At 42.7% G+C, this 17,460-nt stretch carries 17 protein-coding genes; 8 read left to right on the forward strand and 9 right to left on the reverse strand.

Annotated elements, in window-relative coordinates:
- The 6 genes from J8Z25_RS16000 to fabR all read right to left on the reverse strand — a co-directional run bounded on the left by J8Z25_RS16000 (position 1) and on the right by fabR (position 6,382).
- A complete protein-coding gene (locus J8Z25_RS16000) occupies positions 1 to 594 on the reverse strand; it encodes a hypothetical protein (RefSeq protein WP_054562892.1) in 594 nt (197 codons plus the stop codon).
- Positions 595 to 716: 122 nt separating this feature from the next.
- Positions 717 to 1,316: a 3-isopropylmalate dehydratase small subunit gene (leuD, locus tag J8Z25_RS16005; RefSeq protein WP_250661413.1), complete on the reverse strand. Its 600-nt coding sequence runs from the start codon at positions 1,314 to 1,316 to the stop codon at positions 717 to 719.
- On the reverse strand, positions 1,316 to 2,716 hold the full coding sequence (gene leuC / locus J8Z25_RS16010; protein WP_130050299.1) for a 3-isopropylmalate dehydratase large subunit: 1,401 nt from the start codon (positions 2,714 to 2,716) through the stop codon (positions 1,316 to 1,318). The genes leuD and leuC overlap by 1 nt, the downstream gene beginning before the upstream one ends.
- A 58-nt stretch (positions 2,717 to 2,774) precedes the next feature.
- Positions 2,775 to 3,851 (reverse strand): 3-isopropylmalate dehydrogenase, encoded by a 1,077-nt coding sequence (leuB, locus tag J8Z25_RS16015; protein WP_130050298.1) that lies wholly within the window; start codon positions 3,849 to 3,851, stop codon positions 2,775 to 2,777.
- On the reverse strand, positions 3,848 to 5,395 hold the full coding sequence (gene leuA, locus J8Z25_RS16020) for a 2-isopropylmalate synthase (protein WP_250661414.1): 1,548 nt from the start codon (positions 5,393 to 5,395) through the stop codon (positions 3,848 to 3,850). Before leuA ends, leuB begins: the two co-directional genes overlap by 4 nt.
- 357 nt (positions 5,396 to 5,752) lie before the next feature.
- Positions 5,753 to 6,382 (reverse strand): HTH-type transcriptional repressor FabR, encoded by a 630-nt coding sequence (fabR, locus tag J8Z25_RS16025; RefSeq protein ID WP_130050297.1) that lies wholly within the window; start codon positions 6,380 to 6,382, stop codon positions 5,753 to 5,755.
- A 117-nt stretch (positions 6,383 to 6,499) separates the two neighbouring features.
- Between fabR and J8Z25_RS16030 the strand changes: the two genes are divergently transcribed.
- Positions 6,500 to 7,633 carry an acyl-CoA desaturase gene (locus tag J8Z25_RS16030; protein WP_130050296.1) on the forward strand — a complete coding sequence of 378 codons (1,134 nt, stop codon included), beginning with the start codon at positions 6,500 to 6,502 and terminating at the stop codon, positions 7,631 to 7,633.
- 13 nt (positions 7,634 to 7,646) lie between these two features.
- A complete protein-coding gene (sthA, locus tag J8Z25_RS16035) occupies positions 7,647 to 9,077 on the forward strand; it encodes a Si-specific NAD(P)(+) transhydrogenase (RefSeq protein WP_062564769.1) in 1,431 nt (476 codons plus the stop codon).
- Positions 9,078 to 9,122: 45 nt separating this feature from the next.
- On the opposite strand, the gene hemE is transcribed toward sthA, so the two are convergent.
- Positions 9,123 to 10,187, reverse strand: a complete 1,065-nt coding sequence (hemE, locus tag J8Z25_RS16040; RefSeq protein ID WP_130050295.1) for a uroporphyrinogen decarboxylase — start codon at positions 10,185 to 10,187, stop codon at positions 9,123 to 9,125.
- Positions 10,188 to 10,799: 612 nt separating this feature from the next.
- Between hemE and rsd the strand changes: the two genes are divergently transcribed.
- Together rsd and J8Z25_RS16050 are read left to right on the forward strand one after the other, a co-directional pair.
- Positions 10,800 to 11,270 carry a sigma D regulator gene (rsd, locus tag J8Z25_RS16045; RefSeq protein WP_130050294.1) on the forward strand — a complete coding sequence of 157 codons (471 nt, stop codon included), beginning with the start codon at positions 10,800 to 10,802 and terminating at the stop codon, positions 11,268 to 11,270.
- Between the two features lie 143 nt (positions 11,271 to 11,413).
- Positions 11,414 to 12,460 (forward strand): S66 peptidase family protein, encoded by a 1,047-nt coding sequence (locus J8Z25_RS16050; protein ID WP_250661415.1) that lies wholly within the window; start codon positions 11,414 to 11,416, stop codon positions 12,458 to 12,460.
- A 54-nt stretch (positions 12,461 to 12,514) separates the two neighbouring features.
- Here J8Z25_RS16050 and fkpA read toward each other — a convergent pair whose 3' ends face one another.
- Positions 12,515 to 13,270, reverse strand: a complete 756-nt coding sequence (gene fkpA, locus J8Z25_RS16055) for an FKBP-type peptidyl-prolyl cis-trans isomerase (protein ID WP_130050293.1) — start codon at positions 13,268 to 13,270, stop codon at positions 12,515 to 12,517.
- A 200-nt stretch (positions 13,271 to 13,470) separates the two neighbouring features.
- Here fkpA and J8Z25_RS16060 point away from each other — a divergent pair, with 200 nt between their 5' ends.
- Positions 13,471 to 14,469 (forward strand): WD40 repeat domain-containing protein, encoded by a 999-nt coding sequence (locus tag J8Z25_RS16060; RefSeq protein WP_130050292.1) that lies wholly within the window; start codon positions 13,471 to 13,473, stop codon positions 14,467 to 14,469.
- Positions 14,456 to 14,668 carry a SlyX family protein gene (locus tag J8Z25_RS16065; protein ID WP_130050291.1) on the forward strand — a complete coding sequence of 71 codons (213 nt, stop codon included), beginning with the start codon at positions 14,456 to 14,458 and terminating at the stop codon, positions 14,666 to 14,668. Before J8Z25_RS16060 ends, J8Z25_RS16065 begins: the two co-directional genes overlap by 14 nt.
- A gap of 22 nt (positions 14,669 to 14,690) precedes the next feature.
- Here the strand turns inward: J8Z25_RS16065 and J8Z25_RS16070 are convergent, their stop codons facing one another.
- Complete coding sequence (locus J8Z25_RS16070) at positions 14,691 to 14,894, reverse strand: YheV family putative zinc ribbon protein (protein ID WP_054562906.1); 204 nt, start codon at positions 14,892 to 14,894, stop codon at positions 14,691 to 14,693.
- 129 nt (positions 14,895 to 15,023) lie between these two features.
- Between J8Z25_RS16070 and J8Z25_RS16075 the strand changes: the two genes are divergently transcribed.
- A complete protein-coding gene (locus J8Z25_RS16075; protein ID WP_167658445.1) occupies positions 15,024 to 16,943 on the forward strand; it encodes an ATP-binding cassette domain-containing protein in 1,920 nt (639 codons plus the stop codon).
- Positions 16,930 to 17,355: a TIGR02444 family protein gene (locus tag J8Z25_RS16080; protein ID WP_130050289.1), complete on the forward strand. Its 426-nt coding sequence runs from the start codon at positions 16,930 to 16,932 to the stop codon at positions 17,353 to 17,355. Before J8Z25_RS16075 ends, J8Z25_RS16080 begins: the two co-directional genes overlap by 14 nt.
- Positions 17,356 to 17,460: the final 105 nt, after the last annotated feature.

Genomic DNA, 17,460 nt, shown 5'->3' on the forward strand with positions numbered 1-17,460 from the left:
CTAGTCTTCATATCCCCACGGCGCGCTTGGCGGCGTGATAGGTTTAGTTAAGTCAAAATCAACGCGAAACTCACGTCCTTCACGTACTAAGCGATAAGTAAATTGCTTAGGATAAATATACATTTGCCACGTGTTACCCATTGATTGGGGAATACCTTGGCTAACAAACAACTCTTTTGAATATTGATCAGCCGGGAACGACTGCGCGTTAGCAAAGCCAGCATCAAGGGTATGACCACCATACATGGTTGATTTATCATCGCTGCCATCTTTATGGCGATGGTCATGCTTTAAACTCAAACCACTGCCAGTTTTTGTGATGATCCAAGTACGAGATGCATCATCACCCACATGAAATGGCACTTGTAACTCACGCTCGTTACAACGACGTACATGCATTACTAACTTTTTGCCCGCAAACGAGCTTGGACCAGCCGCGTTATCAACGCTCACTTTACCTTCGTAAGCTTTACCGCAATGGGCTGCAATGTTGTCAAAAAAGCCATCATGGCTTGGAATTGACACTAACGGCGCAGGTCGTGCAGCCGCTACTGATGATGCTGCCACGAGCATCGATGCCACTAAGTATTTCATGGTGTGTTCCCTAAATAAAATTTTGCTTAGGCTAATGGTTTAAAGCTTAGAAAGAAAACAATTACGATAAATAACAAAAAACGCGGCCTTGGCCGCGTTTAGGTTCACATGGAAAAACCAGGTTATTGCCAAGGGCGCTCAGCTTTTAGCTTACTTTCAAAGACGTCAATTTGGCTGTTAAGTGTTTCAGTCACACCGATAAAGTCTAAGCCGCTTAATAAACGCTCTTTAATGTCCTCGCGAATATCAAAGTGAATGGTGTCAAACTTATCGCTACGAAGTTGTTGGTTTTCTAAATCCACTTCGATATGAATATCATCATGCTGTTCACTCAGCACAAATAATTGCTCAAGCGTTTCTGCCGGTAATGCGATAGCAAGCATTTGGTTATTACCGCAGTTATTGAAGAAAATATCGGCAAAACTTTCCGCTAAGATAACTTCAAAACCATATTGCTTTAATGCCCATGGCGCGTGCTCACGCGATGAACCACAACCAAAATTATCGCGAGTTAAAAGAATTTGCGCACCTTGGTAACAAGGACGGTTCAAAATAAACTCAGGGTTTGGCTCGCCATTATCTAAATAACGCCAATCGTAAAAAAGCGCCGCATCAAAGCCGTCACGGCTGGTCGAAGTTAAAAACTGCTTTGGAATAATTTGGTCAGTATCAACATTGTTTTTATCTAACGGGGCCATTAAGCCACTAAAAAATACGCTCATTAGGCTTCTCCTCTGATATCAACAAAACGACCATGAATTGCAGCTGCCGCAGCCATTGCAGGGCTCACTAAGTGGGTGCGTCCACCGCGACCTTGGCGTCCTTCAAAGTTACGATTTGAGGTCGACGCACAGCGCTTACCAGCTTCTAATCTATCATCATTCATTGCTAAGCACATTGAACAACCCGGCTCACGCCATTCAAAGCCAGCTGCTTTGAAGATATCTGCAAGGCCTTCGTCTTCGGCTTGTTTTTTTACAAGACCAGAACCTGGAACAATCAGTGCTTCAACACCTGCTGCAACCTGTTTACCTTCAACAATCTGTGCAGCAGCACGTAAATCTTCAATACGGCTATTCGTACATGAGCCAATAAATACGGTATCAACAGTTGCTGAAGACAATTTATCGCCAGCCTTTAAACCCATATATTTTAGTGCGCTGCGAATTGCATCGGCTTTAATTAGATCTGGCTCTTGCTCAGGATCAGGAATGAATTCATCTACGCCAATGACTTGCTCAGGGCTGGTACCCCAAGTAATTTGCGGTTGAATATCAGCAGCTTCCAATTCAACAACATGGTCAAATTGTGCGCCTTCATCTGTTTTTAGCGTTTGCCAGTAGGCAACAGCACTATCAAAGTCAGCACCTTTTGGTGCAAATGGGCGTCCTTTTAAATAATCATAAGTTGTTTGATCTGGTGCGATTAAACCCGCTTTTGCGCCCATTTCAATACTCATATTACAAAGCGTCATACGGGCTTCCATAGACAGCGCTTCGATTCCTTCACCACAAAATTCGGCAACATAGCCAGTACCACCAGCAGTTCCTAATTTACCGATCACTGCCATGATTAAATCTTTGGCAGTAACGGTTGGACGAAGGCGACCATTAATTTGAATTTTTAACGACTTGGCTTTTTTCTGCTGTAGCGTTTGAGTGGCTAGTACATGCTCAACTTCTGAAGTACCAATACCGTGCGCTAGTGCACCAAATGCACCATGGGTAGAGGTATGGCTGTCACCACAAACAATGGTTGTGCCAGGTAAAGTTATGCCTTGCTCAGGCCCCATTACATGCACAATACCTTGGTTAATAGAATTTAAATCATAAAGTTGAATACCAAACTCTTTACAGTTTGCATCCAGTGCCATTAATTGGTTTTTCGACACTTCACTGGCTGCATCTAATGAGCGGCTTTTTGTTGAAACGTTATGGTCCATGGTTGCAAAGGTCTTTTCTGGGCAACGTACTTTGCGGTTTTTCTCACGTAAACCAGCAAAGGCTTGCGGCGAAGTAACTTCATGAACTAGGTGACGGTCGATATAAAGTAAATCGGTTTGATCATTAATACTGGCGACTACATGAGCTTGCCAAATTTTATCGTATAAGGTTTGGGCCACTTGCTATTCCCTCATTTTAGTTACGCTGAGTGACGAGCTCAGCGCAAACAATTTTTAATTAAATACGTGCCACAATTGCCGCAGCAACATCACTGGTGGTGTATCCTGCATTTGGGTAGATATCTGGCGTACCAACACCGGCCTCAACCGCTTCTGCTACCGCTTTTTCAATCGTGCGAGCCGCTTCATCTTGACCTAGTGAGTAGCGCAGCATAAGCGCAGCACTTAAAATTTGTGCGATTGGGTTTGCAACCCCTTTACCCGCGATATCTGGTGCTGAGCCACCAGCAGGTTCATACAAACCAAAGCCAGACTGATTTAAACTCGCTGATGGTAATAACCCCATAGAGCCTGTGATCATCGCGCACTCATCAGACAAAATGTCACCAAATAGGTTATCGCAAAGAAGTACATCAAACTGGCTTGGCTGTTTCACTAACTGCATTGCCGCGTTATCAACATAAATGTAGTCTAGGCTTACTTCTGGGTAGTCTTTGCTCACTTCAGAGACCACTTCACGCCAAAGTACGCTGGTCGCTAATACATTCGCTTTATCAACTGAAGTAACGTGATTACTACGCAGCTTTGCAGCTTCAAATGCAAAGCGTGCGATGCGCTCAATTTCTTTACGTGAATAGGTCTGGGTATCGAAAGCTGCTTCTTGATCACCTTCGCCACTACGGCCTTTTTCACCGAAATAAATACCGCCGGTTAACTCACGCACACATAAGATATCAAAGCCTTGTGCACTGATATCTGCACGGAGCGGTGACGCAGCACTTAGTGCTGGTAATAATTGTGCTGGGCGTAAATTACAGAACAAACCAAAATGCTTACGCAGTGGCAGCAGTGACGCGCGCTCTGGTTGCTCGTTCGGTGGTAAGTTTTCCCACTTAGGGCCGCCTACCGAACCAAATAAAATCGCATCAGCATTTTCGCATGCGCTCAATGTGCTTTGCGGCAGTGCCTGACCAAACTCATCGATGGCAGCACCACCAATCGCGTGGTGATGACGAGTCAAAGTAAAACCAAATTTTTCGCTTACAGCATCCAAGACGGTTTCTGCTGCAGCCATAACTTCTGGACCAATCCCGTCGCCTGCTAATACTGCGATACTGTAATTCGATTGACTCATCCTGCTTTCCTCTGTTGTTTTAAATCAGACACTTTTTGTGCACGATAAATTAAGTTATAAACACGGATCATGGCGCGTACTGACGCTTCAACCACATCCGCTGCAATGCCCGCACCGTGATAAGGGCGACCATCGTATTTAGCAATAATGTTCACTTGCCCAAGCGAGCTGGCGCCTTGGCCTGTTGCTTCTAGGTTGTATTCAATCATTTCGACCGACATACCCGTTAAGCGCTCAATTGCTAAGAATGATGCTTCAACAGGGCCATTACCTGTTGCCGCCTCTTGCTTAGACTCGCCATCAATTGTCATACCGATTGTTGAGCTCGCTACTGATTGTGAGTTAGACGTAGAGTTAACAAATTCAAGTTGATACTTCTCGTCTTTATCTTTGATTTGATTGAAGTAAATCATCGCTTCTAAGTCGTAGTCATACACAGTGCCTTTTTGGTCTGCTAATGCTAAGAAGCTAGTGTATAAGCTATCCATATCGTAATCAGATTTTTGATAGCCTAACTCTTCTAAACGATGCTCAATAACATGACGACCTGAACGCGAAGTCATGTTTAATTGGTTATTAGGTACACCGACACTTTCTGGCGACATAATTTCGTACGTGTTTTGCGCTTTTAATACGCCGTCTTGGTGAATTCCTGAACTGTGTGCAAAGGCATTTTCGCCAACAATTGCTTTGTTTGGTTGCACAGGCATATTACAAATCTTCGCGACTTGGCGCGAAGCACGATAAATTTCTTCACTGCGAATATCGGTATGCACTTTTAAGTGGTCTTCACGCATCTTCATGATCATCGCCACTTCTTCAAGCGAACAGTTACCTGCACGTTCACCAATACCATTAATAGTACATTCGATTTGACGCGCACCGGCTTGTACCGCAGCAATTGAGTTAGCAACCGCTAAACCTAAATCATTATGGCAATGCACACTTAAACGCGCCTTGTCGATGTTTGGTACATTGTTCATTAAGTGATGAATCATCGCTGCATATTCGTCAGGTGTTACATAGCCTACGGTATCAGGTAAGTTGATGGTTGATGCACCCGCATCAATGGCACTCTCAACGATGCGGCATAAATCCCCGTGTGGCGTGCGGCCAGCATCTTCACATGAAAATTCAACGTCATCCGTGTAGTTACGAGCAAGTTTAATCGACTTAACAGCCATTGCCGTTGCATCGTCTAAACTCATACGTAATTTGTGCTCAAGATGTAATGGGCTGGTTGCGATAAAAGTATGAATACGGCCCTGCTCTGCCGGGCGAAGTGCTTCACCACATGCTTCAATATCTTTTGCTACAGCACGTGCTAAGCCACAGATAATTGGCCCTTTCACTTCAGTCGCAATTCGCTGTACAGAGCGAAAATCTGCCGGGCTAGATACCGGAAAACCTACTTCCATTACATCCACATTTAAGCGGCTAATGGTATGCGCAAGTTGAATTTTGTCGTCTTCGGTTAGGCTTGCTTTTAATGCTTGCTCACCATCACGTAACGTTGTGTCAAAAATCCAAACCTTATCTTTCATAAACTGTCCTCGTTCCCAATGACCCATTAGCGAGATAAAAAAAACCCCGCGGTTGCGGGGTTTTTTAATGTTCTACAAATGCAAATACACTAAGCCCCGCTCACTGATTTAATCAGTAAGAGGTTTAGTTTTAATGTAATTGAATGTGTAATTTGCATCTTAATTTACTAAATGTGTGTTCAGTGGCTGTATTTTTAACATTCAAAAAACCAGCTTGCAAGCATAATTTTTCCACAAAATCGATTTTCAAATCCCAATTTTAGAAATAAAAATCCACAACAAAGCAATTGATGGGTTAATTAACCCAACTTAAATGTATTGAACGTTTAAAATTTCGGACGGTAAAGCTTCTATTGCTTAGATTAACTTTTGAGATTGATTACTATCACGTACATATAAAGTGGCACCGCGCGCAATGTAACGTAATTGCCAGATCAGGCGTTCAACCAGCTCTTCGCGCTGCGCCCCTTCAATATCGAGGGCCTCGGCACCGGCGTTAAATACCAAAGTCACCATAGCTTCAGCTTGGATATATGCATGAGTTGGATCGCATGGTGTTTCGCTTTCAAGATAATGTGCGAGTTCTAAAATGAAATGTTTAATCTCACGAGCAACCGCGGCACGAAATGCTTTTGAAGTCCCTGAGCGCTCTCGCAATAACAATCTAAATTGGTTGCTCGAGTTATCTATAAATTCCATAAAGGTAACGATTGATGTGGTGATCACACTGCCGCCACTCTCAATACGACGGCGAGCTTGGCGCATAAGTTGGCGAAGTGTTAAACCAGCTTCATCAACCATGGTTAATCCGAGCTCATTCATGTCTTTAAAGTGACGGTAAAAAGAAGTTGGTGCAATCCCTGCTTCGCGGGCAACTTCACGCAAGCTTAAATTAGAAAAACTATGATCAGCACTCAATTGATTGAATGCTGCTTCGATCAGTGCTTGTCGTGTTTTTTGTTTCTGTTGCGCTCTAACACCCGACATGGAAACTCCCAGAGTGAACTTTTAATAATTTTTTCGGTTAATGAGACAGTCTAATACTTGACGCGGAGAGAATGAAACACTATTTTAGCGTACAACTGTACGCCGAGATTTATTCAGATGAAAAAACCACCGATTATTTGGACCAATGTGCTATTTTTTAGCCTTACATTTTTGGCCGCGATCACCCTTGTTCCTTGGTATGGCTTTAGCTACGGATACACCAGTACACAGTGGATAGCCTTCGTTGGCTGTATGTTCTACGCCGGACTTTCTATTACTGCCGGTTATCACCGTTTATGGGCACACAAAGCCTATGATGTGCACCCTGTTATTGAAGTATTTTTTGCTTTAGGCGGTGCTTTTGCTCTGCAAAATAGTGCGTTGCACTGGAGTAGCGATCACCGTATTCATCATGGTCAAGTCGATGATCCAATTAAAGACCCATATGCCGCCACAAATGGTTTTTGGTATAGCCACATAGGTTGGATGTTACGTGATTATCAAGGCGAGCAATACGGGAACTATAGTAACTGTCGCGACTTACAAAAAAATAAAGTTGTTATGTGGCAACACCGCCATTATATGAAGTTAGTCGTCGCGACTAATTTTGGTATTCCTTTATTGCTAGGTTTAATGCTTGGTGATGTATGGGGGATGTTATTACTGGTTGGTTTACTGCGCTTAGTATTAAGCCAGCATTTTACGTTTTTTATCAACTCACTTGCACACATCTGGGGCTCACGTCCATATACAGAAAAGAACACGGCGCGTGATAATGGTTTTTTAGCGCTATTCACTTACGGTGAAGGCTATCATAACTTCCACCACATTTTTGCAAGCGACTACCGTAACGGCATTAAGTGGTATCACTATGATCCAACGAAGTGGATGATCCGCTCTTTAGCTGCAATTGGCCTTGCTTCAAAATTAAAGCGCACACCTATTGAGCGAATTGAAAAAGCCAAAGCAGAAACCTTGATGAATAAGACCCAAGGTCGCCTCGCAAAATTGCCTTTAGCGCAAGATAAGCTTACATTATTACAATCTGAGTACGATTTACTGCTGAAAAGACTGCAACACTTCTGTGCCCTGCAAAAACGCGTGTTAGAAATCAAACGAAATAAAATGATGAAGCAGTGCGAAAAATCAGCATTAATGACACAATATCATGAGCTTGAAGCCGCTTGGGAAAACCAAAAGCAGGCTTGGCTTGCACTAAATGCGAGGTTGTTAAAAGCCTCTTTTAGTTAACATAGGAGCGGCTGTGGCCAAACAACAAGTAAAGCAAAAAGATACTCCATCTTATCAATATGATGCGATCATCATAGGTACAGGTCCTGGCGGTGAAGGTACCGCCATGAACCTATCTAAAAGCAACAAAAAAGTCGCTGTTATTGAGCGTCAAGAAGCAGTAGGTGGCGGTTGTGTTCACTGGGGTACTATCCCGTCAAAAGCATTACGTCATTCTGTGAGCCGTTATATTGAATATAAAGCAAACCCGCTTTTTAATATTAGTGAGCGCCCTAACCGCTTAACTTTCCCAGATATTTTGCGCCACGCAAGTAACGTCATTTCAAAGCAATCTAATTTACGTAGCAGCTTTTATGAGCGAAACCGCATTCATATGTATCAAGGTGATGCTGAGTTTATTGATAAACACACTATCAAAGTGACGCACCTAGACGGTTCGTTTGAAACTCTTACTGCACAAACGATTGTTATTGCTACTGGCTCGCGCCCTTATCGTCCACCGGGTGTAGACTTTAAACACCCACGTATATACGACAGCGATACGATTTTAGGCCTTGAAGATGACCCTCATCGTGTGCTGATTTATGGTGCCGGTGTGATTGGTTGTGAATACGCCTCTATTTTTAAAGGCTTAGGTGCCAAGGTTGACCTGGTGAATACCCGCGACCGCCTACTGGCCTTTATGGATGCAGAAATTTCAGATGCTCTAAGCTATCACTTTTGGAATAGCGGTATTGTTATTCGTCATAATGAAGAGTTTGATCGCGTAGAAACTCGCGATGATTGTGTGGTAATGCACTTAAAATCAGGTAAGCGCGTAAAAGCTGACTGTATTTTATTTGCCAATGGTCGTACTGGTAACACAGACACACTCAATCTTGAAGCTGTTGGCCTAAAAGCTGATGGTCGTGGCCAGCTTAGAGTGAATGAAACATACCAAACAGAAGTCGACAACATTTATGCTGTCGGTGATGTCATTGGTTACCCAAGTCTTGCCAGTGCAGCATTTGACCAAGGCCGTATTGCAGCCGATGCGATTGCATGTGGTAACTGTGATGAGAAGCTGATCATTGATATTCCAGCAGGTATTTATACAATTCCTGAAATGAGCTCAGTCGGTAAAACAGAGCAAGAGTTAACAGCAGCAAAAGTCCCTTACGAGGTAGGTCGTGCTCAATTCAAGCATTTAGCGCGTGCGCAAATTGCGGGCACTGAGGTAGGTAGCTTAAAGATTTTATTCCATGTTGATACCAAAGAAGTACTTGGCGTGCACTGCTTCGGTGAGCGTGCCTCTGAAATCGTTCACATCGGCCAAGCAATTATGGAACAAAAGAACGGCGGTAATAACATTGATTACTTTGTAAATACCACGTTCAACTACCCGACCATGGCAGAAGCCTATCGTGTAGCCGCATTAAATGGTTTAAATCGTTTGTTTAAGTAACGAAAAAGCCCGCTTAATGCGGGCTTTTTTATGACTAGCTTTTGCTTATTTGTGGTATTTACCACTGAATTCATGAACGGCGTTGATAAATACACCTGCGTTTTCTGGGTCTACATCTGGTGTAATGCCATGACCTAGGTTAAATACATGGCCAGAGCCTGTACCAAAGTCTTCTAGGATAGTCGCAACTTCTTGGCGAATTCGCTCAGGCGTGCCATGCAGCATGGCTGGGTCCATGTTACCTTGTAGCGCTACTTTATCGCCAACACGACGTTTTGCATCACCGATGTTAATTGTCCAGTCTAGGCCTACTGCATCACAGCCAGTTGCTGCAATTGCTTCAATCCACTGACCGCCATTTTTAGTAAATAACGTCACTGGCACTTTACGGCCATCGTATTCACGAATTAAGCCATCAACAATCTTGTGCATGTATTGTAATGAAAACTCGTTGTAGTCACGTGGGCTTAATACACCGCCCCATGAGTCAAATACCATTAACGATTGCGCACCCGCTTTAACTTGCGCGTTTAAGTAGTCAATCACTGAGTCAGCTAATTTATCAAGTAATAGGTGCAGGGTTTGCGGCTCTGCAAAGGCCATTTTCTTGATTTTACCGAATGTTTTGCTGCTACCACCTTCAACCATGTAAGTAGCAAGTGTCCAAGGTGAACCAGAGAAACCAATTAGCGGTACTTCACCTTTTAATTCGCGGCGAATCGTACTTACCGCATTCATCACATAACCAAGCTCATCAGTTGGATCGATATTTGGGATTTTTTTAACATCTGCTAATGAAGAAATCGGACGTTCAAATTTCGGACCTTCACCTGTTTCGAAGTAAAGACCTAAGCCCATAGCATCAGGAATAGTTAAAATATCACTGAATAGAATTGCAGCATCAAGCGGATAACGACGTAATGGCTGTAACGTTACTTCACAAGCAAGTTCAGCGTTTTTACATAAACTCATAAAGTCGCCTGCTTGGGCACGTGTAGCACGGTATTCAGGTAAATAGCGGCCAGCTTGGCGCATCATCCATACCGGTGTGACATCAACAGGTTGCTTTTGTAGTGCACGTAAATAACGATCGTTTTTTAATTCGCTCATGCGTATAGAATCCTAGAACTGAATGAAATTGAGCAGATTGTATCACCATATTGCGCGTCTCACTATGGATAGATAATCAAGGCTAGATATAGATCATGTTTTTTAAGCCAGTCTAAGCCTACCGTGCGTTTTTTGCACAAAAACAAAATAAATTTAAAACTTTTCATTAATAAATTTGCAACATCCAAAAAAGCTTGGTATAACTTACCCCGCGTTAACAAAAACAATAATAAAAATCTTATAACAATAAGAACAACAATCTTCCCATAATAATAAGAACGCTTGTTTAACAAGTCTTAGAAAAAGAATTAAACCACCAATTTTGGTGGTTTTTTCTTTTCTAAATCAGTAATTTACACACCCATTCCTTAGATAAAAATTGCAAAATTAATACTAGTAGTTTTGAATCAATTCCCATACACTGCAATTAGAGAAAAAAAAGTCCACTCTAAAAAACAAGGGTGCTTCTTAGCCTATTCAATGCTAAAAAATATGCCTTTAGGATGACTTTTACAATCTGTTGCAATTAGACACTAAGAATTTAGTTGATCTTTGTGTCATATTTCCTTTTTATATATACAAAGGAAAACCTACTCAGCGAGGAGATGAAATATGCTGACGCGTTTGGAAAAAGCTCAACAAAAGTGGGGCGGTAGTCACTCTGTAATCGACAAATGGCTTACAGAACGTCAAGAGCTGCTTGTGTTGTTCTGCCGTATTGCAGGCTTTTCACCGTATGAAAAGAAAGATCACGCCCTTCCTGATCAACTGCAAATTCAAAACTTTTGCCAAATTCTGATGGATTACCTTTCTGCTGGCCATTTCGAAATTTACGACGACATTGCCAAAGCGTGTGAAGAAAAAGGCCCTGATAGCCAAAAGTTGGCTAATACCTTATATCCTCGCATTTCTGAAACCACAGATGTAGCACTCGATTTTAACGACAAATACGCAGAAGTAGAGCAAGACGACCTGCTTGATGAGTTTGATAAAGACTTATCAACGTTAGGTGAAGCCCTTGAATTACGCTTTGAATTAGAAGATGAGTTAATCGACAACTTATATTCAAATCACACCAGCTAACATCAGTTACACAGCAGAGAAATACTCTCTGCTGAAAGTTTCTTTTTGCCATCTCCAAAAGAATCATCTATTCCATTTCGTAACAAATATTTGAAATATTTTTTTCAATGCGATACTCATACTATAAAAACATGAGGCTCGCTATGAATAAACGGTCATTTTTAAAGTCACTCTCAATCCTTGCAGCAGGCGCAAGTCTAACATCAACTCCCTTAATGGCTGCACAAAATAGCAGTACCCAAACATTAATAAAGCCAAAAATACTGGCAAAGGGAGGCACTATAGGTGTGTGCAGTCCATCAGCAGCCACCGCGCAGCAGGCTGATATCGTACTAGCAAAGGGCGTTATAGAAGCATTAGGCTACAAGGCTAAGCTTGCACCAAACATTCTGGCAAGACGAGGGCACTTAGCTGGCACAGATGCAATGCGAGCTGGCGATTTGAATAGCTTATTCAGTGATAAAGAAGTTGATGCCATTTTGTGCTTACGTGGAGGTTCAGGGGCCGCCCGTATTTTACCTTTGCTTGACTACGCGATGATCCGTAACAATCCAAAACCACTGATGGGGTATTCGGATATTACTGCTCTGCACAACGCGTTACTCTCTCAAGCTGGATTAATCAGCTTTCATGGCCCAAATGCATCAAGTGACTGGAACCCTTTTCACGTAGCGCAATTTAAGAACATGTTCGAAGCGCGTAAGCTGATGTATTTCCAAAACTTACCAAAAGCCGATGATGAGTTAGTTAACACACAATATTTGACCCAAACGATTACTCCAGGTAAAGCTACTGGACAATTAATAGGTGGCAACTTAACGGTGCTGACTGCCCTTGCAGGTTCGGACTATTTACCTGACTTTAATGGCGCAATTTTATTTTTAGAAGATATCGATGAAGCACCGTATCGAATTGACAGAATGATGAGTACACTAAAACTCATGGGCGCACTTGATAAGATTGCAGGATTTGTATTTGGTGATTGTAATGACTGTAGGCCTGGCCGAGGTTATGGCTCATTAACCCTTGACGATATTTTTGCAGATTATATAAAACCGCTGGGAATTCCTGCTTATCGTGGAGCCATGATTGGCCATATTAAACGCCAATTTATTTTACCTGTTGGCACTTTGGTTGAGCTTGATGCAAATAACGGCACATTAAAAATGAAAGAAGCGGCATTTAGTTAATAAACTTCACGCGTAAAAAAAGGGCCTATAGGCCCTTTTCTAGTGAGTTAAATATTACTCAGCTGGAACAGCTTTATCATCGCTTTGGATTTCAAGTAATTCTACTTCGAAAACAAGCGTTGAGTTTGCTGGGATCTTACCAAGATCACGCTCACCGTATGCAAGATCAGATGGAATCGTGAACTTGTACTTAGAGCCAACTGGCATTAATTGTAAACCTTCAGTCCAACCAGGGATCACACGGTTAAGTGGGAACGTTGTTGGTTCGTTACGTGAGTAAGAGCTATCAAATTCAGTACCGTCAATTAAAGTACCTTTGTAATGTACTTTAACAACGTCAGTTGCTACTGGCTTTTCGCCTTCACCTTCAGTGATTACTTCGTACTGTAAGCCAGACTCAGTTACAGTAACGCCTTCTTTCTTCGCGTTTTCAGCTAGGAATTTCTCGCCTTCAGCTTTGCTCTTTTCAGCTTCTACTTTCGCTTTTTCTTCTTGCTTGGTACGAATGCTTTGATCAAGCGCCGTTAATACTTCACGAATTTTTTCGTCATCAAGTTTAGCGTTACCTGCTAGTGCGTCTTCAAAACCACGCTTAAGAAGTGCTTCGTCTAGTTCAACACCCAGTGCTTTTTTATCTGCAAGATCTTGGTTTAGGAAGTTACCAACCGACGCACCAATACCGTATGCTTGTTGTTGAGCTTCAGTCTCTAGTTTAACTTCAACTTGCTGTTCTTTTTTTGCTTCCTGATTACAAGCTGTTAGCGCTAAAACTGACGCTGCAATCAATGACAATTTAATCGTCTTTCTCATTTTATATCTCCGACACACTTTGCAGTTGTCAATTATTGTATTATTACTAGTTAAAGATTAACGACCTACATGGTAGGCTGCTTGTCTAATAACTAACGTCATGCAATTGCATGATCAGCGATTAGACTAACAACCTAGGCCTTCAACGAGACCTAGTCTAACCTCTCAATCACTAAGAGTTAAGGGGAAATACTCGTAATATGTCGATATTTCGTACTTTTTTGTATCTGCTCAGCCTTTGCTTAGTTGCAGGCTGCTCTGAGCAACATGAGCAATCTACTGCACGCTATGAGCATGCGGCTAGAGGAGCATTTGCTTCCGCGCTTTCGCACGATGGCAAATACAGCCTAATCTCATCAATACACCATGGGGTTGCACTGTGGGATAATCAACAGCAAGTGTTAAAATACCAATGGTTCCAACAACAAGCTCAAGATAGCCTCGTTCACACCGTAGCTCTTTCTTACGACAATAGCCATGCTGTTACCGCCGAGAAGTCCACATTCGCAGTGTGGGACATTGCTACGGGAAACAACACAGGTTATTACAAAATTCACGCCTCAACCATTAGAGATATCGCGATAAGTAACCAAGGGCGCAGCGTATTATACGGCCGCGCCGACGGTGTAGTCGTTTACCTCGACTTAGAGAGTGGAAGGCGCATAGAGTTCCTTGGTCATCAAGAAAAAGTTAATGTTGTTGACCTATCACCTAACGGCCACTACGCCATCAGTGGTTCAAATGACTACGTTGCTTACTTTTGGGATACTCGTACAGGGCAGGTGATCCATCGCTTTAATCATCCAAGTCGCGTTACTCAAGTCGCCCTTGATCCACAAGGTCGTTACGCATTTACCGCAGACAGTATGAAGCAAGCAAATGTATGGCGGCTGACTACAGGTGATCTTGTTAGCAAACTGGCGTATATTGCGCGTCAGAAAATTTTTACCGCCGTCCGTTTTAACGATGAAGGCACTTTAATTGCCACCGGTTCACCCAATCGATTAGTCGATTTATGGCAGCTTGAGTCTGGTAAAAAATTACAAACGTGGCAAGTTATTCCTCGTGAAGGAAGCCGCCCGAAATCAGCCGTGGTGTTAGATGTTGCGTTTACTGATAACAACCAAGCGTTATTAACCGAAAGCTCCAGCGGATTCGCTGAAAGTTTTAATCTAAGAGAATCAAATGAATACAATTGAAAATCGTCTAATGGAACTTGAAGCGAAAGTCGCTTTTCAAGATGAAACAATTGAAATATTGAATGATGAGCTTAAAGCGCACCAACAGCAGTTGGCAAAAATGAAACGCCAGACTGAGTTACTTGCAGAGAAGATCAAAGAATCACAACAGCCTTCTTTGATGTCGCAAATGCAAGAGCCGCCACCGCCGCACTATTAATTAGGTAGGATAGAGCCGGGAATTAATCGCCCGGCTTAAATACACCAATCACTTGCTCAAATTGGCGTGTTGAGGCTTGCACAGCCTGTTCTGGTTGCGTCATTTTGTGGCCACACTGTACGCACTCCACTTTTTCCACATCATGTTCTTTATAAAGCATCATGGTGTCCATAGCCTTACACTCAGGGCATGATGCGCCAGCAATAAAGCGTTTCTTTTGTCTCATAGATGATCTCCCGTGGCATGTAGGTGGCTATTTTAGCCTAATAACTCTCTGTTTGATACGATTGCGAAGCCTAATGTGATCCGTGTTATGATAGCGGCAATTTAATTAGTGCTGTGCAAGTAAACTTTCATGATCCAAATTTCAGACATCGAACTTCTACGTGGTGGTAACGCCTTATTAAAAGGTGCCTCTGCAACCTTATTCCCAGAGCATAAAGTCGGCCTTGTTGGCGCTAATGGCTGTGGTAAATCAACGCTGTTCGCGCTATTAAAGTCTGAATTGCAACTCGATGCCGGTGAATGCCAAATTCCTAAAGACTGGTCAATAGCCTCTGTAAAGCAAGAAACACCCGCGCTCGAAATCAGTGCCCTCGATTATGTATTACAAGGCCATCCTGAATATTACGCGCTAAGAATTGCACTACGCGAAGCTGAGCAAAATAATGATGGCGATGCGCAAGCTAAAGCACATATTGGCCTAGAATATATTCAAGGCTACAGCATTGAAGCAAAAGCCGGCGAACTGTTACACGGTTTAGGTTTTAGTAATGAGCAAATAGACAACCCGGTGAGCGCCTTTTCGGGTGGTTGGCGTATGCGCTTAAACTTGGCGCAAGCGCTTATACGTGATGCCGATTTATTGCTGCTGGATGAACCAACCAACCACTTAGACCTAGATGCCGTGTATTGGTTAGAACGTTTTTTACGGGCCTACACAGGCACTCTGGTGCTCATTTCCCATGACAGAGAGTTCCTCGATGCCGTGGTTGACCAAATTTGGCACATAGACTCACAAAAAATAAACGTTTATAAAGGCAACTACTCGCAATTCGAACGTCAAAAAGCAGAGCGCTTATTACAACAACAAGCGATGTTCGAAAAACAACAAGAACAGATTGCTCACCTTGAAAAGTTTATTACTCGCTTTAAAGCAAAAGCCAGTAAAGCTAAGCAAGCACAAAGCCGCGTAAAAGCGCTAGAGCGTATGGAAAAATTGGCCCCAGCCCATGTTGACTCACCCTTTGATTTTGAGTTTGCTGAGCCAACGGCCCTGCCAAATCCATTAATGACACTCGACCAAGCCAAAGCAGGTTATGGCGACATCACCATTTTACATAGCATCAAGCTAAATCTTGTTCCAGGTAGTCGCATCGCCCTGCTTGGCCGTAATGGCGCGGGTAAGTCAACACTCATTAAATTATTAGCCGGCGATTTACAGCCTCAAGCTGGAGAAGTATTTCAGCATCAAGGCTTAAATATTGGTTACTTTGCTCAGCATCAGCTTGAGTCACTTGATTTAAAAGCCAGTGCTGTGACCCATTTACAACGTTTAAACCCGCAAGCTCCAGAGCAATCACTGCGTGACTTTTTAGGTGGCTTTGCTTTTTTTGGTGATAAAGCACTTGAGCCAGTTGCGCCATTTTCTGGCGGTGAAAAAGCCCGTTTAGTATTAGCCATGCTGGTGTATCAAAAGCCAAACCTTCTGTTACTGGATGAGCCAACTAACCACCTAGATTTAGAAATGCGCCATGCCCTAGTGATGGCACTACAAGGCTTCGAAGGTGCTATGGTTACCGTATCGCACGACCGTCACATGCTAAAAAATACCGCTGATGAGTATTACCTCGTTGATAACGGCGAAGTAACACAATTTGGTTATGACCTTGATGCCTATTACCAATGGCTACTCAATGCTAACAAAGAAGCTGCTAAAAGCACTGAAGACAATGCCTCTAAAGCACATTCAAGCGTTAACCGTAAAGAGCAAAAGCGCTTAGAGGCAGAATTTAGAAAGTCAGTACAGCCGTTGAAAAAGCAAATCGAAAAGCTTGAAAAGCTACTTGATAAGTATTCTACAGAGCTTGGAGAAATCGAAAATGCACTTGCTGACAATGACTTATACAATGATGAAAATAAAGCCAAACTGACAGAGCTGCTTAGTAAACAAGCAAACTTAACCCCGAAGCTAAATGACGTTGAAGAAGAGCTACTCATGGCACTTGAAGAGCTTGAAGAAAAAGAGCAGGCCTTTGCCGATGAAAACGCTTAACAGCGAGGAATTTTGGCAGTTTGCATGTCAGCTTTACAGCAAAGATGGCATGCAAACAAAGCTACTAGACTATCAAAACCAGCAAGGCAAAAATGTGAACCTTTGCCTACTGCTTTATTATCTGGACTCATTAGAGCTTGCTGTAACCCCACCTCAACTAAGTGAGCTTGAGTCATGCATAGCCGAGTTTGACCAGCACGCTTTACAACCCTTACGTGCAACACGCGCCTACCTTAAAACTATACAAACCGAGCTTCCAGACTACCCCACTATTCGCAAAGAGTTACTCAGCGCAGAACTCAAGCTCGAAAAACAGCAACAACAATTACTTATAAACACATTAAATAGCATGGCACTCTCTCGGTATCCTAATACTAACAATATAATGCTATATATAAGCGATAAGCGATAAGCGATAAGCGATAAGCGATAAGCGATAAGCGATAAAATTTCTCCTACCATTTAATTAAAAATCAAGCTAACAACATTAAAAGACCATCCAATCGCTCTGCTTAAC

It is taken from the genome of Pseudoalteromonas sp. SCSIO 43101 (assembly GCF_023650775.1).
GTDB classification, from domain to species: domain Bacteria; phylum Pseudomonadota; class Gammaproteobacteria; order Enterobacterales; family Alteromonadaceae; genus Pseudoalteromonas; species Pseudoalteromonas apostichopi.